22 protein-coding genes and 1 pseudogene are annotated in these 21082 nt (G+C 61.9%); 11 read left to right on the top strand and 12 right to left on the bottom strand.

Features of this window, described 5'->3' with window-relative positions; genetic code table 11:
* Nucleotides 1-56: 56 nt before the first annotated feature.
* From N1937_RS03535 to N1937_RS03525, 3 genes are all read left to right on the top strand, one after another.
* Nucleotides 57-746, top strand: coding sequence for an HAD family hydrolase (locus tag N1937_RS03535; protein ID WP_260057482.1), 690 nt, complete (start codon nucleotides 57-59; stop codon nucleotides 744-746).
* Between the two features lie 246 nt (nucleotides 747-992).
* Nucleotides 993-1628, top strand: coding sequence for a DUF433 domain-containing protein (locus tag N1937_RS03530; RefSeq protein ID WP_162119398.1), 636 nt, complete (start codon nucleotides 993-995; stop codon nucleotides 1626-1628).
* A complete protein-coding gene (locus N1937_RS03525) occupies nucleotides 1625-2056 on the top strand; it encodes a type II toxin-antitoxin system VapC family toxin (RefSeq protein ID WP_017963156.1) in 432 nt (143 codons plus the stop codon). The genes N1937_RS03530 and N1937_RS03525 overlap by 4 nt, the downstream gene beginning before the upstream one ends.
* 97 nt (nucleotides 2057-2153) lie before the next feature.
* Here N1937_RS03525 and N1937_RS03520 read toward each other — a convergent pair whose 3' ends face one another.
* Complete coding sequence (locus N1937_RS03520) at nucleotides 2154-2801, bottom strand: hypothetical protein (RefSeq protein ID WP_026154030.1); 648 nt, start codon at nucleotides 2799-2801, stop codon at nucleotides 2154-2156.
* Between the two features lie 262 nt (nucleotides 2802-3063).
* On the opposite strand from N1937_RS03520, the gene thrC reads away from it, so the two are divergent.
* The 4 genes from thrC to N1937_RS03500 are packed head-to-tail and all read left to right on the top strand — an operon-like array spanning nucleotide 3064 to nucleotide 9343.
* Nucleotides 3064-4488, top strand: a complete 1425-nt coding sequence (gene thrC, locus N1937_RS03515) for a threonine synthase (RefSeq protein ID WP_260057481.1) — start codon at nucleotides 3064-3066, stop codon at nucleotides 4486-4488.
* A gap of 3 nt (nucleotides 4489-4491) precedes the next feature.
* Nucleotides 4492-5790 (top strand): M16 family metallopeptidase, encoded by a 1299-nt coding sequence (locus tag N1937_RS03510; protein ID WP_260057480.1) that lies wholly within the window; start codon nucleotides 4492-4494, stop codon nucleotides 5788-5790.
* 29 nt (nucleotides 5791-5819) lie between these two features.
* The gene (locus N1937_RS03505) at nucleotides 5820-6434 is read left to right on the top strand and encodes a GNAT family N-acetyltransferase (RefSeq protein WP_017963151.1); all 615 of its coding nucleotides are present in this window, start codon (nucleotides 5820-5822) and stop codon (nucleotides 6432-6434) included.
* Nucleotides 6431-9343: a sensor domain-containing phosphodiesterase gene (locus tag N1937_RS03500; RefSeq protein WP_260057479.1), complete on the top strand. Its 2913-nt coding sequence runs from the start codon at nucleotides 6431-6433 to the stop codon at nucleotides 9341-9343. Before N1937_RS03505 ends, N1937_RS03500 begins: the two co-directional genes overlap by 4 nt.
* Before the next feature lie 211 nt (nucleotides 9344-9554).
* Here N1937_RS03500 and N1937_RS03495 read toward each other — a convergent pair.
* The 3 genes and pseudogenes from N1937_RS03495 to N1937_RS03485 form a co-directional block, all read right to left on the bottom strand.
* Nucleotides 9555-10182 (bottom strand): annotated as a pseudogene (locus N1937_RS03495) (class I SAM-dependent methyltransferase).
* A 283-nt stretch (nucleotides 10183-10465) separates the two neighbouring features.
* Complete coding sequence (locus tag N1937_RS03490; RefSeq protein WP_260057478.1) at nucleotides 10466-11575, bottom strand: sulfite oxidase; 1110 nt, start codon at nucleotides 11573-11575, stop codon at nucleotides 10466-10468.
* Nucleotides 11576-11785: 210 nt separating this feature from the next.
* Nucleotides 11786-12457, bottom strand: a complete 672-nt coding sequence (locus N1937_RS03485; RefSeq protein WP_260057477.1) for a class I SAM-dependent methyltransferase — start codon at nucleotides 12455-12457, stop codon at nucleotides 11786-11788.
* Nucleotides 12458-12861: 404 nt separating this feature from the next.
* On the opposite strand from N1937_RS03485, the gene N1937_RS03480 reads away from it, so the two are divergent.
* Nucleotides 12862-13212: a DUF2200 domain-containing protein gene (locus N1937_RS03480; RefSeq protein WP_260057476.1), complete on the top strand. Its 351-nt coding sequence runs from the start codon at nucleotides 12862-12864 to the stop codon at nucleotides 13210-13212.
* 83 nt (nucleotides 13213-13295) lie between these two features.
* On the opposite strand, the gene N1937_RS03475 is transcribed toward N1937_RS03480, so the two are convergent.
* Nucleotides 13296-13994: a TetR/AcrR family transcriptional regulator gene (locus N1937_RS03475; protein ID WP_260057475.1), complete on the bottom strand. Its 699-nt coding sequence runs from the start codon at nucleotides 13992-13994 to the stop codon at nucleotides 13296-13298.
* Between the two features lie 193 nt (nucleotides 13995-14187).
* Between N1937_RS03475 and N1937_RS03470 the strand changes: the two genes are divergently transcribed.
* The 3 genes from N1937_RS03470 (at nucleotide 14188) to N1937_RS03460 (ending at nucleotide 15690) form a co-directional block, all read left to right on the top strand.
* Nucleotides 14188-14676, top strand: coding sequence for a RidA family protein (locus N1937_RS03470; protein WP_260057474.1), 489 nt, complete (start codon nucleotides 14188-14190; stop codon nucleotides 14674-14676).
* A gap of 143 nt (nucleotides 14677-14819) precedes the next feature.
* Nucleotides 14820-15245: a hypothetical protein gene (locus N1937_RS03465; protein WP_170278572.1), complete on the top strand. Its 426-nt coding sequence runs from the start codon at nucleotides 14820-14822 to the stop codon at nucleotides 15243-15245.
* 136 nt (nucleotides 15246-15381) lie between these two features.
* Complete coding sequence (locus N1937_RS03460) at nucleotides 15382-15690, top strand: Dabb family protein (protein WP_260057473.1); 309 nt, start codon at nucleotides 15382-15384, stop codon at nucleotides 15688-15690.
* A gap of 31 nt (nucleotides 15691-15721) precedes the next feature.
* Here N1937_RS03460 and N1937_RS03455 read toward each other — a convergent pair whose 3' ends face one another.
* From N1937_RS03455 to N1937_RS03425, 7 genes are all read right to left on the bottom strand, one after another.
* On the bottom strand, nucleotides 15722-16621 hold the full coding sequence (locus tag N1937_RS03455; RefSeq protein ID WP_260057472.1) for a metal ABC transporter solute-binding protein, Zn/Mn family: 900 nt from the start codon (nucleotides 16619-16621) through the stop codon (nucleotides 15722-15724).
* Nucleotides 16622-16637: 16 nt separating this feature from the next.
* The gene (locus N1937_RS03450) at nucleotides 16638-17510 is read right to left on the bottom strand and encodes a metal ABC transporter permease (protein WP_260057471.1); all 873 of its coding nucleotides are present in this window, start codon (nucleotides 17508-17510) and stop codon (nucleotides 16638-16640) included.
* Nucleotides 17507-18256, bottom strand: coding sequence for a metal ABC transporter ATP-binding protein (locus N1937_RS03445; RefSeq protein ID WP_170282306.1), 750 nt, complete (start codon nucleotides 18254-18256; stop codon nucleotides 17507-17509). Before N1937_RS03445 ends, N1937_RS03450 begins: the two co-directional genes overlap by 4 nt.
* Nucleotides 18253-18381, bottom strand: coding sequence for a hypothetical protein (locus N1937_RS03440; protein ID WP_017963131.1), 129 nt, complete (start codon nucleotides 18379-18381; stop codon nucleotides 18253-18255). Before N1937_RS03440 ends, N1937_RS03445 begins: the two co-directional genes overlap by 4 nt.
* Nucleotides 18382-18770: 389 nt before the next feature.
* Nucleotides 18771-19463: an amino acid ABC transporter permease gene (locus N1937_RS03435; RefSeq protein ID WP_011650777.1), complete on the bottom strand. Its 693-nt coding sequence runs from the start codon at nucleotides 19461-19463 to the stop codon at nucleotides 18771-18773.
* 19 nt (nucleotides 19464-19482) lie between these two features.
* Nucleotides 19483-20190 carry an amino acid ABC transporter permease gene (locus N1937_RS03430; RefSeq protein ID WP_017963130.1) on the bottom strand — a complete coding sequence of 236 codons (708 nt, stop codon included), beginning with the start codon at nucleotides 20188-20190 and terminating at the stop codon, nucleotides 19483-19485.
* A 54-nt stretch (nucleotides 20191-20244) separates the two neighbouring features.
* Nucleotides 20245-21069, bottom strand: coding sequence for an amino acid ABC transporter substrate-binding protein (locus N1937_RS03425; protein ID WP_260057470.1), 825 nt, complete (start codon nucleotides 21067-21069; stop codon nucleotides 20245-20247).
* Nucleotides 21070-21082 lie beyond the last annotated feature (13 nt).

Here is a 21082-nt window from a genome sequence, read left to right as displayed (position 1 = left end):
GTGTAAAGCCGCAGCATTCCCGGACAAGGCCCAGACTTCCAGCAAGGCGTGAACATATGGACGGCTTCGACCTCATCATCTTCGACTGCGACGGCGTTCTCGTCGATTCGGAAATCATCGCGGCGGAAGTCGAATCCGCGCTTCTGACCGAGGCCGGGTATCCGATCGGTGCCGAGGAAATGGGCGAGCGCTTCGCCGGCATGACATGGCGCAACATCCTGCTGCAGATCGAGCGCGAGGCAAGCATCCCGTTTTCGGCCTCCCTGCTCGACAAGTCGGAGCATATGCTCGACCTCAGATTGGCGCAGGACGTCCAGGCCATTCCAGGTGTCGAATTCGCCGTCTCCAGGCTGCCGATCAAGCGCTGCATCTGCTCGAATTCGAGCACCAAGCGACTCGACATGATGCTGAGCAAGGTAGGGCTGAAGCCGCTGTTTGCGCCGAACATCTTTTCCGCCAAGGATCTTGGGCCCGACCGCGTCAAGCCGAAGCCCGACATCTTCCTGCACGGCGCAAGCCAGATGGGCGTTTCGCCCGACAAAGTTGTCGTGGTCGAGGATTCCGTCCACGGCGTGCATGCGGCGCGTGCCGCCGGCATGCGCGTCATCGGCTTTACCGGCGCCTCGCACAGCTATCCCGCCCATGCCGACAAATTGACGGATGCCGGCGCCGAAACGGCAATCTCCCGCATGAATGACCTGCCGGGCGTCGTTGCCGCACTGGCGGCCTGGGAAGGCGTTCTCTGAACCGATTTAGGTTCTGAGGCCGCAATCGGTGACCAGGACGACCATTTTGATCGGGACAGCGGCGGCTTCATGCCCCGCCGACATCGGTGTTCTAGAACCTGAATAAACCGAAGCTGAGAAGCGGGTTTCGCACTTCTGCGCCAATCGGCGCGGAATTGAGGACGGCAATGAAGCTGTCGTTCAATCTCACCTTGCCACGCGCTTAAATCATCCCTATGTTGGAGATCAATTAGCAAGGAAATGCTTATGCCTGCTACCCACGCTCTCACTTTGACTGAGGCCGGTTACGTCCTGAACCGGTCCGCGACCGCTCTCAACAAGGCTGTCGATACAGGTGTTATTCGCGCGCGCCAGCGCAAGGTCGGTAGCGCTGTTCAGCGGCTTTTGGGCCCCGCAGAAATGCGTTTTTTGCTCGTCGCCGACGGCCTCGATAAAGACCTAACTCCTGCCGGCCGTCGCAGACTATACGATGCGATCCGTCAACTCTCTTTCGACGCTCATCGTGTCAGTCTCGGGGAAATCGAGCTCGACCTGGGGAAGATAGACGCAGATCTCGAAACTCGGCTTCAGCGCCTGGAAGCTTTGCGAGAGTGGGTAGACGTAGAGCGTGGAGAACCGCTGATAAAGGCCACGCGCGTTCCGGTCCATATGGTGGCAGCACTTGCCCGCGGACAGACAGTCGCGGAGATCGTCGAGGATTTTCCTTCTCTCAGCCGCGAGCAGGTCGAGGCCGCCATCGAATACGCGAAAGCATATCCGAAGCGGGGGCGACCCTATCCATCCCGCAGTCTCAAGCGATCGCTCGCCGACCTCGCCGAACTTGGGGCCTTCGATGAAGTCGACGGAGCAGCCGATGTTGCAGGCCCGCGAATAATTCCGTGACCGGCTACTTGCTGGACGAGAATGTCTTGCGTGAGTTCAGCCCGCGAGGGAACGCCAACGTCCGCAAGTGGATCGCCGGCGTCGATGACGCGGAACTGCGCCTCAGCGTAGCGACGCTATTCGAGAAGCGCCGAGGTGCTGAAATGCTCAAACGGCGCGACCCGGAACGCGCCGCTGCTATCATTCGAGGAATTGCCAACCTGGAGAAAGCGTTTGCAGATCGGATTTTGCCGGTGGACGCCCCAGTTGTGGAAGAATGGACGCGCCTGCTCGGAGCCAAGAACAAGGACCGCTGGGACTTGGCGCTTGCAGCGACTGCGCGCGTTCACCGCCTCGTGCTTGTCACGCGTAACATCAAAGATTTCGAGGGCCGCGGTACGCGGCTGCTCAATCCGTTCACCGATCCCCCGGAGCGGATCGAGCCCTAGAATAGGACGTCGTCCGAAAACCGCCTTTCCTGAGATTGGCTTTCCTTTTCACGCAATTCCGGACGGAAAACCGCTGCGCACTTTTCCTGGAATTGCTCTAGCTGCTCTTCTTGGTCTTTGCCGGCTGGGTGTCGAAGCCGACGTTGACGCGCACCAGGGCGCCGGAGCCGACCGGCATCTTGATGCCGTCCTTGCGGAAGACCACCTGGGTGCCCGGCGCACCCGGTGGGATCTCGGTCGGGAACTTGGTGACCTCGGAATAGAGCACGGTCTCGCCATCGACGACGGAGATGCGGATCGGCAGCGTCACGGGGCCCGGCGTGCCGGCCGGGCCGGTAATGAGGCGCAGCTGGGCAACGACCGTCATCGTCAGGTTCGTGTCGTTCAGCGTGCACTGGCGGGTGTAATCGCCGAAGGAAGCCTGGAAGACGATCTGCTGCGGATCGTCCTTCTTGCCCTTGGCATAGGTGCGGAAGATCGCATCCTGGTCACGCATGAAGATCTGTGGGCAGGCGCCCTGGACGACGGGAGCGACCGTGCCCTGCGCCGTCGTCGCCGTGCCGATCGAGGGATTGTTCGAAGACGGGTTGGCGGGCGCCAGCGGCATGATCTGGGCGGTGCCGTTCGACTGCGTCGCCGGCGCCGACGACTTGCTGTCGCCGCCTATACCGAGCGAGTTGCAACCAGTGAGCAAGGCGAGAAAAGATGCGGAGACGATGAGACGCGAGACCTTGCCGAGCACCATATTCCATCCCTTGTGCAAGCGTTTCTTGGAGGCCCATGTCTTTTTCGCGGGGCCTTTCATGACGGTTTGCGATGGTCTATATCAGCGGCGTAAACAAAAATCGATTGGGTAAGCGCCGTTTTGATGCACTTTTCGCCGCCGGATGCGGGCAACCTCAACAGCATATCCGCGATGCCATGCCTGCAGGGCGGCCTCTTTTCGATTTCCAGCGGACCGGGCCACGGCGGCGCCCGGCCGGATTTCCTTCAGCGATAGATCAAGGATGACGAACGTGGACTATATCTCGACCCGCGGCGAGGCCCCTTCCCTCGGCTTTTGCGACGCCCTGCTGACAGGGCTGGCGCGCGACGGCGGGCTCTACGTTCCGCGCAAATGGCCGAGCTTTTCGAAGAAGGAGATCCGCGCGCTGCGCGGCAAGTCTTATCAGGAAATCGCCTTCACCATCCTGTCGCCCTTCACCAACGGCGAAATCCCCGACGACACGTTCCGAGCGATGATCGACGAGGCCTACGGCACCTTCCGCCATCCGGCAATCGCGCCGCTCGTCCAGACCGGGCCGAACAGCTTCGTCATGGAGCTGTTCCACGGCACGACGCTCGCCTTCAAGGACGTGGCGATGCAATTGCTCGCCCGGCTGATGGACTATGCGCTCGAGAAGCGCGGCGAGCGCGCGACGATCGTCGGCGCCACCTCGGGCGACACCGGCGGGGCGGCGATCGACGCTTTCGCCGGCCGCGAGCGCACCGACATCTTCATCCTCTTCCCGCATGGCAAGGTCTCGCCGGTGCAGCAGCGGCAGATGACGACCTCTTCGTCGCCGAACGTGCATGCGCTTGCCGTCGAGGGCAATTTCGACGATTGCCAGAACCTCGTGAAGGCGATGTTCAACGACGTGGCCTTCCGCGACAGGGTTCGGCTTTCCGGCGTCAACTCGATCAACTGGGCGCGCATCATGGCCCAGATCGTCTATTATTTCACGGCGGCGGTGGCGCTCGGCGGCCCCGACCGGAAGATCTCGTTCACGGTGCCCACCGGCAATTTCGGCGATATATTCGCCGGCTACTGCGCCAAGCGCATGGGCCTGCCGATCGACCGGCTGGTGATCGCCACCAATGAAAACGACATCCTGGCGCGGATGCTGAAGACCGGTCGTTACGACATGAAAGCGGTCAAGGCGACGAGTTCGCCATCGATGGACATCCAGATCTCCTCGAACTTCGAACGGCTGCTGTTCGAAGCCTATGACCGCGACGCCTCGAAGGTGCGCGCGGCAATGGAAAGCCTCAAGCAATCCAACGGCTTCGAGATCGGTGCGCAAGCGCTGAAGGCGATCCGCCGCGACTTCCGCGCCGGGCGCGCCAGCGAGAAGCAAGTGGCCGAGACGATCCGCCAGACCCACGCCGAGACCGGCTATCTGCTGGATCCGCATTCGGCGATCGGCGTCTTCGTCGCTGCCAAGAAAGAAAAGCCGAAGACGCCGATGGTGACGCTTTCGACCGCGCATCCGGCGAAATTCCCCGCCGCCGTAAAATCCGCCTGCGGTATTGACCCGGCGCTTCCGACGTGGCTTGCTGATCTGATGCACAGGGAGGAGCGTTTCCAGATCATCAAACCGGAGCTGAAAGCCGTTGAGACTTTTATCGGCCAGCATGCCCGCGGCGAGACGACAGCAGGCGCAGAAAGATAGCCAATGACAGTTGAGTGCACCCGGCTGAAATCCGGGCTGACAGTAGTCACAGAGACCATGCCGCATCTTGAAAGCGTTGCGCTCGGAGTCTGGATCAAATCGGGATCGCGTAACGAGACGGACAACGAGCACGGCATCGCTCACCTGCTCGAACACATGGCCTTCAAGGGCACGGCGCGCCGCACGGCCCGCCAGATTGCCGAGGAGATCGAGGATGTCGGCGGCGAAGTCAATGCCGCGACCTCGACCGAGACGACCTCCTATTATGCCCGCGTGCTCAAGGACTACGTGCCGCTCGCCGTCGATATCCTCGCCGACATCCTGACGGAATCGGCCTTCGAGGAAGAGGAGCTGGAGCGCGAGAAGCAGGTGATCCTGCAGGAGATCAACGCCGCCAACGACACGCCCGACGACGTGGTGTTCGACCGGTTCTCCGAGGCCGCCTATCGCGACCAGACGCTCGGCCGGGCGATCCTCGGCACGCCGGAGACCGTCGTCTCCTTCACGCCGCAGCAGATCCGTGGCTATCTCGGCCGCAACTATACGACCGACCGCATGTTCGTGGTCGCCACCGGCGCCGTCGAACATGAAGAATTCCTGCGCATGGTCGAGGATCGCTTCGCCAGCCTGCCGACGACCCCTTCCGCCCCGCCGGTCATGGAACCGGCGCGTTATATCGGCGGCAGCGTGCGCGAACCGCGCGACCTGATGGACGCGCAAATCCTGCTCGGCTTCGAAGGCAAGCCCTATCATGCCCGCGATTTCTACTGCTCGCAGATCCTCGCCAATATCCTTGGCGGCGGCATGTCCTCCAGGCTCTTCCAGGAGGTGCGCGAGTTCCGCGGCCTCTGTTATTCGGTCTATGCCTTCCACTGGGGCTTTTCCGACACCGGCATCTTCGGCATTCATGCCGCGACCGGCGGCGAAAACCTGCCGGAGCTGGTGCCCGTCATCATCGATGAGCTGCACAAATCGGCCGATGCGATCCATCAGAAGGAAATCGAGCGCGCCCGCGCCCAGATCCGCGCCCAGCTGTTGATGGGTGCGGAAAGCCCGGCTGCCCGCGCCGGCCAGATCGCCAGGCAGATGATGCTCTACGGCCGGCCGATCTCCAATCCGGAGATGATGGAGCGGCTGGAAGGCATCACCATCGAACGGCTGACCGATCTCGCCGGCCGGCTGTTCTATGATACGGTGCCGACGCTTTCGGCGATCGGTCCACTGGAACAGCTCGCCCCGATGGAAGTCATCACTGCCTCGCTTTCGGTCCCGGCGTCGAAGACGCTGCAGGCAAGCCGCTGAGCCGACGTCCGTCCTGCCGGGAGTGATCGATGCCAAAATCGGTTTTTCGGTTCCTGCAGCGGCAGCCGGAAGCGGTGCAGTTGGAGAACGACAGATATCTCCTGCGCCTGCCGCGCTACCAGGATTTCAACCAGTGGCACCGGTTGCGCGCCGACAGCCGCAAATTCCTGGAACCCTGGGAGCCGACCTGGCGGCGCGACGAGCTGACGGAGGGCGCCTACCGCGCCCGCGTCGTCCGCGGCAAGCAGGAATATGCCTCGGGCCAGGCGGTGCCGCTGTTCATTTTCCTCAAAGACGACATGACGCTCGTCGGCGGCGTCACCATCGGCTACATCAGAAGGGGGGCGGCACAAAGCTGCATGATCGGCTACTGGATGGGCGAACGTCATGCCGGCCAGGGGCATATGTTTGCCGCTCTTCAAATGGTTATTCCTTACATCTTCACCGGGCTTGAGTTGCACCGTATCGAAGCAGCCTGTATTCCAGATAACGCGCGCAGCATCCGTCTGCTTGAAAAAGCCGGGTTTCAACAGGAAGGCTATCTGCGCGGATATTTGAAGATCAACGGTCAGTGGCACGACCATGTGATGTTTTCACGTCTCGCCACCGATACGGATAAAGGCAGGAAAACCGACAGCCGATGACAAGAGACCGCATGCTGCCCAAGTCACCGTCCGGACAAGTGATCGCGGTGATCGCAGCCCTTTTCCTGGCGGCATTCGCCTTCATAGCGGGCGTTGCCCAGGCGGCCGAACCGGTAAAAATTTCCCGTGACGATACCGCGCTCGATCTGACGGCGACGACCGAGATCTACGCCAACCAGGGCGAGGCCTTCCAGGTTTCGACGGCCGCCGGCGCCGACGGCATCCGCCGCCGCATCGAGGTCAGGGCGAGCTCGGAGAACCATCAGGGCGACTGGGCGGTGTTTGCGCTTGCCAACGTTTCGGAAGAACAGCTCGAGCGCGTCATCGTCGCGCCGCATTTCCGTCTGGTCAATTCCAAGCTGTTCTGGCCGGATCTCGGCTCGCAGCGCATCAGCGCGATTACGCCCAGCGAAGGTTTTGCGCTCGATCGGCAGCCGAGCGACGAGGCCGACGTCTTCCGCATCACGCTGAACCCCGGCGCCGTCATCACCTTCGTCGCCGAACTGTCGACGCCGGAGCTGCCGCAGATCTATCTCTGGGAACCGAACGCCTACAAGGACACGATCAACGCCTTCACGCTCTATCGCGGCATCGTGCTCGGCATTGCCGGCCTGCTCGCGGTGTTCCTGACGATCCTCTTCGTCGTCAAGGGCACCTCGATGCTGCCGGCGACGGCAGCCCTTGCCTGGGCGGTGCTCGGTTATATCTGCGTCGATTTCGGTTTTCTCGGCAAGCTGATCAGCGTCGCCTCGGCCGACCAGCGAATATGGCGCGCCTGCGCGGAGGTGGCGCTGGCCTCGAGTTTCGTCATCTTCCTCTTCACCTATCTCAACCTCAACCGCTGGCATGCGCATCTCGGCTACGCCACGCTTGCCTGGGTGCTCGGCCTTGCCCTGCTCTTTGGTGTGGCGATCTACGACCCGTCGATTGCCGCCGGCATCGCCCGGCTTTCCTTCGCGTTGACGGCCGCGACGGGACTGCTCTTGATCATCTATCTCGGCTTCAACCGCTACGACCGCGCCATTCTGCTGGTGCCGGCCTGGGCGCTGACGCTCGTCTGGCTGTTCGGGGCGTGGCTGACGGTCACCGGCCGGCTCGACAACGACATCATCCAGCCGGCGCTCGGCGGCGGCCTGGTGCTGATCGTGCTTTTGATCGGCTTCACCGTCATGCAGCATGCATTCGCCGGCGGCGCCTTCCAGCAGGGGCTGTTTTCCGATCTCGAGCGGCAATCGCTGGCGCTGACCGGCTCCGGCGATATGGTGTGGGATTGGGACGTGGCGCGCGACCGCGTCGTCACCATTCCCGACGTCTCGATCAAGCTCGGCCTTTCGCAGGGCGCCATGCATGGTGCGGCGCGCAACTGGCTGCCGCGGCTGCATCCCGACGACCGCGACCGTTTCCGCGCCACGCTCGATGTGCTGCTCGAACACCGCCGCGGGCGGCTGAACCATGAGTTCCGCATCCGCGCCGAAGACGGGCATTTCCACTGGCTGTTGATCCGCGCCCGGCCGGTGCTCGGCTCGAACGGCGAGATCATCCGCTGCGTCGGCACGATCGTCGATGTGACCGAGCAGAAGAATTCCGTCGAACGGCTGCTGCATGATGCGCTGCACGACAATCTGACCGGCCTGCCGAACCGGCAGGTCTTCCTCGACCGGCTGCAGTCGGTGCTGGCTCTGGCGCCGGGCGGCGACACGCTCAGGCCGACGGTGATGGTGATCGACATCGACCGCTACAAGCTGGTCAATGATTCGCTCGGCGTTGCCGCCGGCGACAACATCCTCATCGCGCTGACGCGGCGGCTGCGCCGGCTGTTGAAACCGCAGGACACGCTGGCGCGGCTTGCCGGCGACCAGTTCGGCCTCATCCTGGTCTCCGAGCACAATCCGGCCAAGGTCGCCGATTTCGCCGATGCAATCAGCAAGGCGATCATGGTGCCGATCAACTTTTCCAATCGCGAGATCATCCTGACGGCCTCGGTCGGCCTCGCCTCCTGGGTCGACCGGCAGGAGAGCGCCACCGGCCTGCTCAGCGATGCCGAGCTTGCGATGTACCGGGCAAAACGGGCCGGCGGCAACCGCGTCGAGCCGTTCCAGCCGGCCTTCCGCGACTTCGGCACCGATCGGCTGCAGCTGGAAACGGATCTCCGCCGCGCCATCGAGCGCAAGGAATTGTCGATGGTCTACCAGCCGATCGCAAGGCTGGAGGATGTCGAGGTCGCTGGTTTCGAGGCGCTGATGCGCTGGGAACACCCCAAGCGCGGCAATATCCCGCCATCCGAATTCATTCCGATCGCCGAGGCCTCCGATCTTATCGGGCCCCTCGGCATGTTCGCACTGGAACAGGCGACCAACGATCTGATGAGCTGGCAGCACCAGACCGGCGAATTGCCGATCTTCGTCTCGATCAACCTGTCGAGCGTGCAGTTGCTCAATAACGAGCTCTATGACGATGTGCGTTCGGTTCTCGCCAAGACGCATTGCCAGCCCTCGCGCCTCAAGCTCGAACTGACGGAATCCATGGTGATGGAAAATCCGGAACAGGCCCGCCTCGTGCTGCAGAAGCTGAAGGAGGCCGGCATCGGCCTGGCGCTCGACGATTTCGGCACCGGATATTCGTCGCTCGCCTATCTCACGCGCTTCCCCTTCGACACGATCAAGCTCGACAAGACTTTGGTGCGCGACAGCAGCGACAAGAAGGCGATCGTGCTCAGATCGGTGATATCGATGGCACGCGAACTTGAGATGAAGGTGGTGGCGGAAGGGATCGAATCCAACGAGGATGCGATCGAACTCGCCAAGATGGGCTGCAACTACGGCCAGAGCTATCTTTTCGGCCCGCCGATCCCTTCGGAATCGGTGCTGCGGCTGCTTCGCGACCGGTTTCCGCTGACGAAACGGGCGTGAGCGGAGCGGCTGGTCGATTTCCTCAGTAGCAACAAGAGGCCGGCTTCGGCCCGCGGCGGACATCTGTTCGTTGTTGAAGGATACGGCTGCTTTGCGCCCCCTTGTCGGCCACAGAGGGGATCTTTGCCTTCGCCCGGAAGCCGACATTGCGGTGACCACCTGGCGTTCATAGTCGCGCCACAACCGGCCATTCCCGCAAGTTCTGTGTGCGTCACGCCCGGCTCGCCCGAACACTCAGCCACCGATCATGGGGCCTTCCGACGCACCGACGTACCTCGCTGACGATCCAGCCGGCGTCTGTGAGTGCGGACCGCAGGGCAGGCTCGCGCCAATACGTCTCGACGTAGCGCCGAGGCGCTGCAGCACTGCCGTGTGTGGACACATCCTCGCCTTCGCCCTCTCTAACCGAGGCGTGCAACCGCCCACCGGTCCGGGTCGCCTCGGCAAGCCGTCCAAGCACCGTGCCGAAATCCTCGCGGGCGACATGAATCAGGCAGGCACAGGCCCAGATCCCGTCGTAAGGCGTGCCGGGACGCTTGCGGGTCGGCCAAGTCATCGGTCAGCGGGTCCAACAGGTCGGCTTCGAAGCCACTTTCGCGAAGCAGTTCGACGAAACCCTTTGCAATGTCGGTGCGCCGGACGCTCATTCCCCGCTTCTCAAGCTCAAGTGCATCTCGCCCGCCACCGCTTCCGATCTCCAGCACCCTGCCCGAGCCGCCCAGCTCGGTCACGAACGCATCGATCTCTGTCGCGACCCATTCGGGCATCGCCGCGGCCTCGGCAGCGTACTCCGCCGCGACCCTATCATAGGACCGCACGGTATCCAGGTCGGTGCTCATCCTAGCGCTCCTCCTTCAAGACAAGAGGCTTGATGAGCAAGAGGCCCATCAGCCCGTTGCGCCCTTCACACTTCGGCAGTTGGTGACATCGCGGACGATTTGCTTCCGAGTTTTAGCAGAAATGCGGACGGAGACACCACCGACCGAGCCAATGCTGCCGGGCGGCAATGCGTCCTCATAATGGTCATCGAGCCACCCGTCGCTGCTGCTGGAAAGCGGACATGACGCAATGACAACGCGGTCGCGGTTGCGCCAAAAGCCGCCATTCCGCCCATGGGGGTGATTAGATCACGAATTCCTCCTCGTACTTCTGTGGCTCGGGAACGACCGTAACCTCCACCGGCACGATCCAATTGGCCGCGTAGCTCTCGCAGTCGGAACGCTGGAGCTCGGGCTGCACGCACCCCGCCCCATCGATCGCGCGACATCGCAGTATATATCGCCCCACTTCTTCAGGGGTCCACATGTACTCCCACAAGCGCCATGCAAAGGGACGTTCTGTTTCGAGAAGCCTTCCCTCGCGCCAGCCCCTGCCATCTCCGGTGCAGACCTGCACCTGCCGGATAGCAGCCTCTCCGCTCCAGGCGGCTCCGAAAATCCGGTACGGTTGGCCGGCGATGAGATGCGCCCCCTGTACGGGACGCGCGATCTGCGCTTTGACCTCCATCTCCGCAAGGGGGACCAGCCTGGGTTCCCCGAGGCTGCGCTCCCAACGGAAATAGTCGCGCGCCTGCCAGTAGCCAAGGAAGGGTTGTTCCACAACCGTGATATGCGTGATCCACTTGACCCAAGCCATGCCGAACCAGCCGCCCACGACCGCGCGTAGGGGGTAGCCGTGATCACGCGTCAACGGCTGCTCGTTCATCGAGTAGGCAAGGATCGTGCTGTCAGCGATGGCCTTCTCAAGCGGTAAACTGCGCGCAAAAGCGATGGGGCCGGGAGAAGCCGTTTTCTTGTTTGTGTCGACGACGCCGCTGTCGGCGCCTATGAGCAGAACCTCACATGCGGTTCGCTTAACGCCCGCCATTTCCAAAATCTCGCGCAGAGAAACACCTGTCCACGCGGCATTGCCGACGGCTCCGTTCTGCCACTGCAACCCCTCCTTCGGCGGCTCATAGTAGACGCGCCCGTTCCCCGCACACTCGACCACGGCGGTGAAAGTCGTGCTCCGCATCGCCTTGATGCTGTCGAGGTCAAGTTCGATCGGCCGCTCCACCGCCCCGCCAACGCGCAATCTCCAGTCTCGCGCATCGAGGTCCGGCGACGGGAAATGGTTTCGCACGAAGAACAGCTCGGTTGGGATCAGCCAATCGGAGAGCGACGCAAACGGAAACTCGATGTTCTGTGGGGATTTCTGTCGAACTATCAGACTGGGTTGCTGTGGTGTCGGCATCGTCCTCGTCTCCCCTTTCAAAAGCACAACGTCGGCTCTCGGTCGCGCGAATTCCGGTACGATCACACCGCCCCTCGCAGTGCGTCCGTCGCATTCCGCCTTCAGGCCGCATCCTAGCACATGCCGCACGTTCCTCGGATCGACCTCGAACGGCAGCAAGGGGCCCGAATGCTGCTATGGGCCCCCGTCTCTTTCGCGCCCGCTTGTCGTTCAGGCACTGCCGCTGGAGAAGACCAGCAACGTATTGTTGGTAGGCATCTCGATCGTCTCGCGGAGATTAAGTCCAGCGGCCTCACCCACTTGTTCAAGATCAGCGACATCACGCACCCCCCAGGATGGGTTGCGCTCCTTTAGAGCCGCGTCGAAAGCAGCGTTCGAGGGGGCGTTGTGTGCCCCGTCGCGCATGAATGGGCCGTAGAGAAGAAGAAGCCCACCAGCGTGAAGCAAACGGCCAGCTCCTGCGAACAATCCTAAGCTTGCCGCCCACGGCGCGATATGGATCATATTGATCGACACGATGGCGTCAAAATGCCCCGTTTGTTCGACGTCCCATTGTCCTGAGCACACATCAATATCCCGCGGTGCCAGCACATTCTTCAGCCCTGCGAATTTGATCCAGCTAGACGTGCTGGTGCGGGCGTCGGCATCCGGATCGCTCGGCTGCCAGGTGAGGTTGGGCATTGCTCCCGCAAAACACACGGCGTGCTCGCCGGTCCCGCATCCAATCTCCAGCACGGCGCCCCGTGTTGGAAGGACACGTTTTAGGACCGCGACGATCGGCGCCGAATTTCGCGCAACGGAAGGTGAGAACATGCGCTGGTCGGCGCTTATGTCGCGCTGTTCCAGCGCAACAGGTGAACGGTCCTTCTTCTCTGGGGGCATTGGCCTTGAATCCCCTTGGGCGATGTCTCCCACCTTATAGCTGAAATGATGGGACAGAAACCAAGGATTTCGGACGAAGGGGGTCGCCGGCGCGTGCGTTCGGCCGAGGGCGACCGAACGTCCACTTCGCGTCAGATCACGCGACCGCCAGGCTCAAAGTCTGCTTTCGAAAATCGGCCCGGAAGCCGACCGACGGCTTTCGGCCCCCGTAGCGGCGTCTAATCAAGCCGAGCCGATGTCCGTTCTGGCGCAATCCGGTCGAAGACGCGCGGCGCTGTAGAGATGCCACCTTTGCACTGATCTACTTCGCGCCCGCGGAGGCTCGCCCATTGTCGGCCACTTGTTGAGGACTTGAAGTCAGCTATCTCAAGCCGGAAAATATCTGGAACGTTGAGGAGCACTCGATGACGAGGCATCGCATCTATTCGGTCAGCGTCGCGAGCGTCTATCCCCACTATGTCGCCAAGGCGGAGAAGAAGGGGCGGACGAAGACGGAGGTCGATGACATCATCTGTTGGCTGACGGGGCATAGCCAGCAGAGCCTGGACGATCAGTTGGCTGCGAAGACCAACTTCGAGGATTTCTTTGCACAAGCGCCTCGGATGAATCCCTCCCGATCGTCGATTACCGGCGTGATCTGCGGCGTCCGCGTGGAAGACATCCAGGAAAAGACGATGCGGGAAATCCGCTACCTGGACAAATTGATCGACGAACTCGCGAAGGGGAAAGCGATGGAGAAAATCCTGCGGAAATAGCCGGGAAACCGCGTCGCGGCAGTGCGCGATCACCGGCGGCACGCGCAGAATCCGGCACCGTCTCGTCCAGGAATGACCAATGATCACTGGCGCGGAGCGAGGCCATCGAGCAGGAAGTCGAGGCCCTTCCTGAAAGCGCCGTCCCAATCATTATCCAGCAGCAGACTGGAGCGTTCGATCGTCGGGTAGTGTTGGCTCAGACCTGTCAGGCGCTGCTGCGCGGCCGCTCTGTCCTCGTCGGAGAGGTCGAAGTTAGCCCGGGTGATGGTCGCGCCGATCACATAGTTCCAGAGCGACCAGATCGCGACGTTCAAATCCGCATCGGCGACACCGGCTGCAGACAAGGTCTTGCTCAGCCGTTCCAGCCGGCTGAGGATGTTCGGGCCGAGCGTGCGGCGCGGCAGCAACGATGCCGACCAGGGATGACGCAGCATGCTGGCGCGCCAGTCTTCGAGCATATGAACGATTTCCCCGCGCCAGTCTCGAGACTCGACGAAATCAGGCGATCCCCGATATTCGAGCACCGAATCCAGCGCCAGATCGAAGACCTTTTCCTTGTTGTCGACGTGCCAATAGAGGCTCATCGCGCCCGAGCCGAGGCGATCGGCCAGCCGGCGCATCTTCAGTCCGTCGACGCCCTCGGCGTCCAGCAACTCCACCGCAGTCGCCACGATCCGTTCCAGCGAGAGAGGCGGCTCACTGCGCGGCTCCTGCCCGGACTGCGGTGACTCACTTCTCCGGCCAGACCCCTTGCTCTCACCGCCGCTGCGTTTTGCTGCCATTCGTCTTCCTTACCGATCAGACGTCGATCTAAGCCGACAATGCTGGGAATGTCGATCCTGACCGATTGACTCGTACGACGTACGATGCAATCTAACCGTACGTTGTACGAGTTGTATCATAGAGGCGATAGAGATTCATCCTGCAGGCCACGAGGATCCGTCGCACGCAGCCCTGAGAAGCCAAGAGAACATCATGTCACGCGCAATCAAGCATCTCATTATCGGAGGACTCATCATCATGACCATCAGCGTTCGCACCGCGACGACAGCCAATGAAGACAATCTCAGACTGACGATCGTCAATCCAAAAAACCTCTACGACCCCTCGTCGAATGGCTACAGCACGGCGGTGATCGTGCCCCGCCAAGGCCGGCTGGCCTATATCTCCGGACAGGGCGGCCAGGATAGCGCGGGAGCCTTGTCGCCCGACTTCGCTGTCCAGGTGAAGCAGGCCTATGCGAATTTGCGCACCGCCCTCGATGCGCTCGGCGCACGGCCGGATCAGGTCGCCAAGCTGACGGTTTTCGTGGTCGATCACGATATGTCCAAGCTCGAGGTGCTGACTAGCAACGTCAAGGACATGTTCGGCGAAGCACTGCCGGCGCAGACGCTGATTCCCGTTCCCAAGCTTGCCATCGATCCCATGCTCTTCGAGGTCGAAGCCACCGTCGTTCTGGATTAGGAGCGGCACCGGATCGACACAATTTCGGATTTTCCCGGTGGCGTGCCAACATCTGCTGGCGTGCCCCCCCTTCCCTTTTGTCAGTGGCCATTGACCAACCGCCTGCAATATGCGCCACTCATGGCTTGTACAAGGAAAATCCCATGCTCAAGATTCTGCTCGCCCTCTCGATGGGTGTTTTTTGCGTCTCGCCGCTTCAGGCCGCTGAGATCACTCCGGTGACCAAAAGCTGCGAGCCGGGGGCAAAGCAGGCGCAATGCGAGCGATGGGTCACGGATATCAAGAAAGCCGTCGAGCTGGCCTATAAGGGTGACCACGGTGCACAGGTGACCGTTGCCTTCTGCCTGTCCACAGGTTGCCATGGTGCCGTCGCCATCGACAAGGTCGCTTCCTGCAGCTGGCATCTGGTCATTGCCAATTCGGGCGTTGCGACAGTGCTCGACGCTTCCAATCTCAGGAACACCTGCCGGCCGATGACGCCGGCTGAGAAAGACCAGGCCCGCGCCTCGTCCCGCGATCTCGTCCAGAAGATCTACAAGCGCCCGATGGTCGCGACCGACCAGATGTAATCTGGTTGGGGTGCCTCTGGGCGCAACGTCTGCGTGAAAATAAATCTCATTGCTCTCCCGGCTTTCGCCGCTATTCTCCATCCAACGAAAATCGGGCCAAAGAAAATAGGGCCAAGGAAAATAGGGAGGACGATTGATGATCCTGCACTGCGTATTCCTGCGATTGAAGACCGCGATGACGAGCGAAGACAAGCAGTCGCTGTTTGCGGCGATCGTCGCCCTGAAACAGATCATTCCCGGCATATTGGACATTAAATACGGGCCGAATGTTTCGCCCGAGGGACTGCATGGCGGCTTCGTCGACGGGTTTGTTGTGACCTTTGAAAGCGCCGAGGCCCGCGACGCATATCTCATCCATCCCGAGCACGTGACGGTGGGCGAGCGCATCGTCTCGTCGACGGATGGAGGCCTTGCCGGCATCCTGGTCTTCGACCTCAATTTGTGAGGGCCGCAGGATAACCTGCAGCCCTTAATCCTCAGCTCGATTTCGCCATGGCGGCGGCGAGCTGATCGACATTGTATTTGAACATCTTTTCATAGGTCGGCGCCGGTCCCTTGGCGTCGGACAGGGATTCGACATAGAGCTCACCGCCGGGCTCGGCCCCGGTTGCCTTGGCGACCTGCTTGACCAAGCGCGGATCGTTGGAATTCTCGAAGAAATAGGCCTTCACGCGCTCGCCCTTGATCTGCTCGATCAGTTTGGCGACATCGGCGGCCGAGGCCTCGCTTTCGGTGGACAGACCGAGCGGCGCCAGGAAGCTGATATTATATTCGCGGCCGAAATAACCGAAGGCATCATGGCTGGTCAGCACCTTGCGGCGATCGTCGGCCACCTTGTCGAATTTCGCATGGGCATAGGCGTTCAATTCATCCAGCGTCCTGGTGTACTTCTCGGCATTGGCCTTGAAGGCGGCGGCGTCCGAGGGATCGGCCGATGACAGCGCCTTTTCGATATTGGCGACCCAGATTTTGACGTTGACGGGGCTGTTCCAGACATGCGGATCGGTGATTTCCGCGCCGTCCTCTTCCATGGTGCGGGTGTTGATGCCTGCGGAGACGGTGACCGGTTTGCCCTTATAGCCCGAGGCGGTGATCAGCCGGTCCATCCAGCCTTCCAGCCCCTCGCCGCTGACGAAGGTCACTGCAGCCGCCTTCAAATTCTTCGCGTCGGCCGGCGACGGCTCGAATTCATGGGGGTCGCCGTTCGGCCCGACGAGGCTCGTCACCTTGACGTGTTCGCCGCCGACCTGTTTGACGACATCGGCAAGCACGGTGAAGGAGGCCACAACCTTCAGTGTCTCGGCGGAGGCGGGCATGGCCGACAGCGCCATCAAAGCGGGGATTGCTGCGGAGAGAAGCAGTCTGTGCGGTGTCATCGAAGTCTCCTTGGGATCAGCCCTTCAAATGCGGGCGGGGAAAGACGCGCCGGGCCAAGCCGGAGGGCGCGAAAAGAATGGAAAAGCCATAGAGGATCGCCGCCGTCATGATGATTGTCGGGCCGGAGGCGAGCTCGAGATGATAGGAGGCGATCAGGCCGAGATAGCCGGATGCGGCGGCACTGACGGCTGCTATCGCCATCATCACGGGCAGACTGCGCGACCAGAGCTGGGCGACGGCTGCCGGCAGCATCATCAGGCCGACCGCCATCAGCGTGCCGAGCGCCTGGAAGCTGGCGACGAGGTTGAGCACCACGAGCAGCAGGAAGAGCAGGTGATAGACCGGCCCGCGCCCGCCGACGGCGCGCAGAAAACCCGGATCGAAACATTCGGCCACCAGCGGCCGATAGATGAAGGCGAGGATGACGATGGTCAGCGAGGTGATCGCGCCGATCAGATAAAGGGCCGGAGCATCGATCGCCAGGATGGTGCCGAAGAGCACATGCAGGAGATCGATATTCGAGCCTCGCAGCGAGACGATCAGCACGCCGAGCGCCAGCGAGGCGAGATAGAAGCTGGCAAAGCTCGCATCCTCCTGCAGCACGGTCATCCGGCTGACGGCGCCGGACAGCAGCGCCACCGACAGGCCGGCGATGAGACCGCCGAGGCCCATCGCCGTCAGCGACAGGGAGCCGGCGACGAGGTAACCGATCGCAGCCCCCGGCAGCACGGCATGGCTCATGGCATCACCCATCAGGCTCATGCGCCGCAGCATCAGGAAGACGCCGATCGGGCCGGAGCCGAGCCCAAGGCAGAGGCAGGCGATGAGCGCCCGGCGCATGAAACCGTAATCGGCAAAGGGCGCGAGGAAGAGATCGTAAGCCGTCATGCCGCCGGTGCCTCTTCGGGTGCGCAGGCGTTCGCATCCTCATCCCAGCGCTCGGCCATGGCGCGAGCCTTCAGAAGATTGACCGAGGACATGACGTCTGCGGTCGCACCCCAGCCGACCAGCTCGCGGGCAAGCAGCAGGGTTTGCGGAAAATGGGCACGGACGAGCTCGAAATCGTGCAGCACGGCAATCACTGTACGGCCTTCGCCATGCCAGCGGGTGACGATATCGATGAGGTCCCTGGTCGTGCGGGCATCGATTGCCGTAAACGGCTCGTCGAGCAGGATGATGCCGGCATCCTGCAGCAGCAGCCGGGCAAAAAGCACACGCTGGAACTGGCCGGCCGACAGCGAGCCGACATGGCGCCGGCCGAAGCCTTCGAGCCCGACGGCCGAGAGCGCCTCGCCTGCCCTTTTCACCTCGGCGGGCGCGATGCGGCCGAAGGCGCCGGTCTTCTTCCAGGCGCCGAGCATGACGGTATCGATCACCGAGATCGGAAAGCGCCGGTCGATCTCGGCCGCCTGCGGGAGATAGCCGAATTCCGCCCGCCCCAGCCGATGCTCGATCCTGCCTTCGGCGGGACGAAGTTCGCCCATGATCGCCTTTAGCAGCGTCGACTTGCCCGCCCCATTCGGCCCGGCAATCGCCGTCAGGCTGCCTGAGGCGAAGGCGCCGGAGACATGATGGACGGCGGGGTGCCTGTTATAGGCGACGGTCAAATTATCAAGACGGATCAGCGGCGTCATGGCAAGACAACCGCCCAGTGGATCGCCAGCCAAAGGAGCGCAATGACCAGCGCCATGCCGATCACCCTCGAGAATGCCGACTGTCCCAGCAGGCTGACGGAGGGGCGGTCGGGGCTCGGGGGCATGGCGCATCCTACAATGTAATAACATTACTGTTATGTTATAACGATTGCGGCGAGATTGAGGCGGAGCCTGGCAGATATTCACACTTGAAAGGGGCGACAATCGGCCGCCAACCCAGGCGCGCCCTCTCTCCAGCCTCATCCTGAGGTGCCCCGCAGGGGCCTCGAAGGACGGGGCTGGCCACCGCCCTCGCAAATGCGGATATCGCAGGCGTCCAACCACCCGCCCCCGTGGTTCGAGACGGCCCTTCGGGCCTCCTCACCATGAGGGCTGATCGGCATACCGTGACGTTGCCCACCCTATTCCTGTGCTCGTCACAGGAACGAGCCCAGGCCTCTGGCCGCCACATGCCGAAACGACTGCGGAAATCCCGATCCTGGGCAAACCGCCCCTAGGCCCATACCCTCAGAGCCCGTTCCATCCGGTCGGCGGCGTATGTGACGATATAGGCGATCACCATGTAGATGACGACAGCGATGAGGAAGGCTTCGAGGTAGTAGAAGTTCAGCGCCGCGGTCAGTTGCGACTGCGCGAAGATGTCGACGACCTCGATCGCAAATCCCAGCGACAGCGCCTTCATGATCACCATAATGGAGTTGGCAAGATCCGGAATGGCCGCGACGATGACCTGAGGCAACATCACCCGGCGGAACAGTTGGCTGCGCTTGTAGCCCAGGGAATAGGCCGCATCGGCCTGACCGTTGTCGAAGGAGTTGAGGGCGCCCTTGACGACCTCAGCCTGGAAGGCTGCGACGCAGGCGGTCAGGGCGACGATAAGCGTGATCCAGTTCGGCGTCGAGTGACCATTATAGTCGATGCCGACGAGCGAGGTCAGGAACTGCAGCGTCGGCGGCAGGCCGTAATAGGCGAGGAAGATCACGATGACCATCGGAACGCCCTTGAAGACGACCTTGTAGGCGACGACCAGTTCCCGAAGCAGCGGGACCCGGCGATATTCCACCATCGCGAAAAGGCTGCCGACGATGGTGGAGAAGACGAAGATTCCAAGCGCCATGGCGAGCGTCACCGGGACCGCGCCAAGGATGTCCCAGAGATCGGGAAGAAGGACTTCGGAATCGAACATGTGATGACCTCCTATTCGATCAGACGCTTGCCATCATGGTGGCCTTGGCCGGTGCGGTATTGGGCGCGAATTTTGCGTTTCGCGTTTCGAAAAAGCGCACGACGATCCATGCGACAAGGCATAGCAGCGAATAGATCACCGCCAGCACAAGGTAGGTCTCGAACTGGTATTGGTTGTAGTCGCGCTCCATGACGAGATGGGCGGTCGCCATGACATCTGCGGCGCCGATGTACATCACCAGTGCGACGTTGTGGATGAGGTAGATGATCGAGTTGCCGTAGCCTGGCAGGGCGATGTGCACCGCCTGAGGCCCGACGACCCGAAGGATCTTCTGAAGGAAGCTGTATCCGAGACTATCGGCGGCGTCGTGCTGGCCGCGTTCCACGGCGAGGTAGGCCGGCCGCAGAACCTCGGAAAGATAGCCTCCATGGTAGAGGCTGAGGCCGACGATCGCCGCGACGTTCGGGGACACGAAGTCCTCGACCTCGAACAGAGCGACGACCAGCGGCAGCCCGTAGAAGGCGACGAACAACTGGAGCACGACGGGGACGCTCCGGGCATAGGAGACGTAGAGGTCAGCCAGCTGACTGACAACCGGTATCCTGCGCACCCGGAACGTAGTCGTTATCAGGGCCAGCAGGAAGCCGGCGATCATGGCCGTGAACGTGATCGCAAGCGTCAGCGGCAGCGCCTTGAGCAGCTCGGGGATCATGATGGATAGGTCCACTTCGGAACACTCCTTGTTTCGGTCTTGGGCCTGATCGCCGATCGTTTCTCAGCGTTACTTCATGTAGGTGGTGATGTCCTCGCCGAACCATTTCTGCGAGAGCTTGGCGAGCGTGCCGTCGGCCTTGAGCTCCTTCAGAGCCTTGTCGATGTCTTCGGCGAGTGCCTTGTTCTCCTCGGAGCGATGGATCAGGACGAAGGTATTGTTGATCGCGACCGGCTCGCTCGCCTTGACGTCGAGCTTCTGCTGGTCGATGACCGTCTGCTCGCCGAGGTTGGACGGCAGAACCAGCGCGTCGTATTTGCCGTTCTCGACCTCTTTCAGGCGATCCGGATAGGGAATGCCGGCGCTGGACGCGGTGATCTCGATCTTGAAGTCGGGGTTCTTTTCCTGCCAGGCAGTGGCGAACTTGTAGATGCCGCCGCCGGCCGTCACCGGCACGATCTTCTTGCCGACGAGATCCTTCATCTCGTTGATGCCGCTGTCCTTGCGGCTGTAGATCTTGATCAAGCTGGCGCCGATCGGGCTTTCTGGAATGAGGAACTGCTTTTCGCGAGCGGGCGCCCGGTAGTAGCCGCCGGTCGCGATGTCGTACTTGCCGGTGGCAAGGCCGGTCTCCTGAGCGATGTCGGCAGCACCCTCCATGACGAATTTGTACTGGGGCAGCTTGGTGTTGATCGCCTTCAGGACGTCGGGCTCGTAACCCTGCGGCTCGACGCCGATGGCACCCCAGGAGAGCGGCTTGGATTCGGCGGCCGTCGCGATCTTGATGGTGCGCACGTCCTCGGCATGCGACAGGCCGGCGGTTGCGAAGGCAAAGGCAACGCCGGCGACAGTGAGGCCGAAGCTACGGCGGGAAGTCGACTTGATGGAAGACATGTCAGGCATCCTT

This window comes from Rhizobium sp. WSM4643 (assembly GCF_025152745.1).
Classification (GTDB): Bacteria; Pseudomonadota; Alphaproteobacteria; order Rhizobiales; family Rhizobiaceae; genus Rhizobium; species Rhizobium leguminosarum_I.
Note: the sequence above shows the minus strand (reverse complement) of the source record. Positions and strands in the feature narration are given on the sequence as shown.

Excerpts from the sequence above, each read along its gene's own strand:
- N1937_RS03485 (WP_260057477.1), bottom strand. The coding sequence starts at position 12,457 with ATGCCCCCAGAGAAGAAGGACCGTTCACCTGTTGCGCTGGAACAGCGC.
- N1937_RS03510 (WP_260057480.1), top strand. The coding sequence starts at position 4,492 with ATGACAGTTGAGTGCACCCGGCTGAAATCCGGGCTGACAGTAGTCACA.
- N1937_RS03500 (WP_260057479.1), top strand. The coding sequence starts at position 6,431 with ATGACAAGAGACCGCATGCTGCCCAAGTCACCGTCCGGACAAGTGATC.
- N1937_RS03520 (WP_026154030.1), bottom strand. The coding sequence starts at position 2,801 with ATGGTGCTCGGCAAGGTCTCGCGTCTCATCGTCTCCGCATCTTTTCTC.
- N1937_RS03460 (WP_260057473.1), top strand. The coding sequence starts at position 15,382 with ATGATCCTGCACTGCGTATTCCTGCGATTGAAGACCGCGATGACGAGC.
- N1937_RS03440 (WP_017963131.1), bottom strand. The coding sequence starts at position 18,381 with ATGCCCCCGAGCCCCGACCGCCCCTCCGTCAGCCTGCTGGGACAGTCG.
- N1937_RS03490 (WP_260057478.1), bottom strand. The coding sequence starts at position 11,575 with ATGCCGACACCACAGCAACCCAGTCTGATAGTTCGACAGAAATCCCCA.
- N1937_RS03475 (WP_260057475.1), bottom strand. The coding sequence starts at position 13,994 with ATGGCAGCAAAACGCAGCGGCGGTGAGAGCAAGGGGTCTGGCCGGAGA.
- N1937_RS03535 (WP_260057482.1), top strand. The coding sequence starts at position 57 with ATGGACGGCTTCGACCTCATCATCTTCGACTGCGACGGCGTTCTCGTC.
- N1937_RS03445 (WP_170282306.1), bottom strand. The coding sequence starts at position 18,256 with ATGACGCCGCTGATCCGTCTTGATAATTTGACCGTCGCCTATAACAGG.
- N1937_RS03470 (WP_260057474.1), top strand. The coding sequence starts at position 14,188 with ATGTCACGCGCAATCAAGCATCTCATTATCGGAGGACTCATCATCATG.
- N1937_RS03530 (WP_162119398.1), top strand. The coding sequence starts at position 993 with ATGCCTGCTACCCACGCTCTCACTTTGACTGAGGCCGGTTACGTCCTG.
- N1937_RS03480 (WP_260057476.1), top strand. The coding sequence starts at position 12,862 with ATGACGAGGCATCGCATCTATTCGGTCAGCGTCGCGAGCGTCTATCCC.
- N1937_RS03455 (WP_260057472.1), bottom strand. The coding sequence starts at position 16,621 with ATGACACCGCACAGACTGCTTCTCTCCGCAGCAATCCCCGCTTTGATG.
- N1937_RS03450 (WP_260057471.1), bottom strand. The coding sequence starts at position 17,510 with ATGACGGCTTACGATCTCTTCCTCGCGCCCTTTGCCGATTACGGTTTC.
- thrC (WP_260057481.1), top strand. The coding sequence starts at position 3,064 with ATGACGAACGTGGACTATATCTCGACCCGCGGCGAGGCCCCTTCCCTC.
- N1937_RS03435 (WP_011650777.1), bottom strand. The coding sequence starts at position 19,463 with ATGTTCGATTCCGAAGTCCTTCTTCCCGATCTCTGGGACATCCTTGGC.
- N1937_RS03505 (WP_017963151.1), top strand. The coding sequence starts at position 5,820 with ATGCCAAAATCGGTTTTTCGGTTCCTGCAGCGGCAGCCGGAAGCGGTG.
- N1937_RS03425 (WP_260057470.1), bottom strand. The coding sequence starts at position 21,069 with ATGTCTTCCATCAAGTCGACTTCCCGCCGTAGCTTCGGCCTCACTGTC.
- N1937_RS03465 (WP_170278572.1), top strand. The coding sequence starts at position 14,820 with ATGCTCAAGATTCTGCTCGCCCTCTCGATGGGTGTTTTTTGCGTCTCG.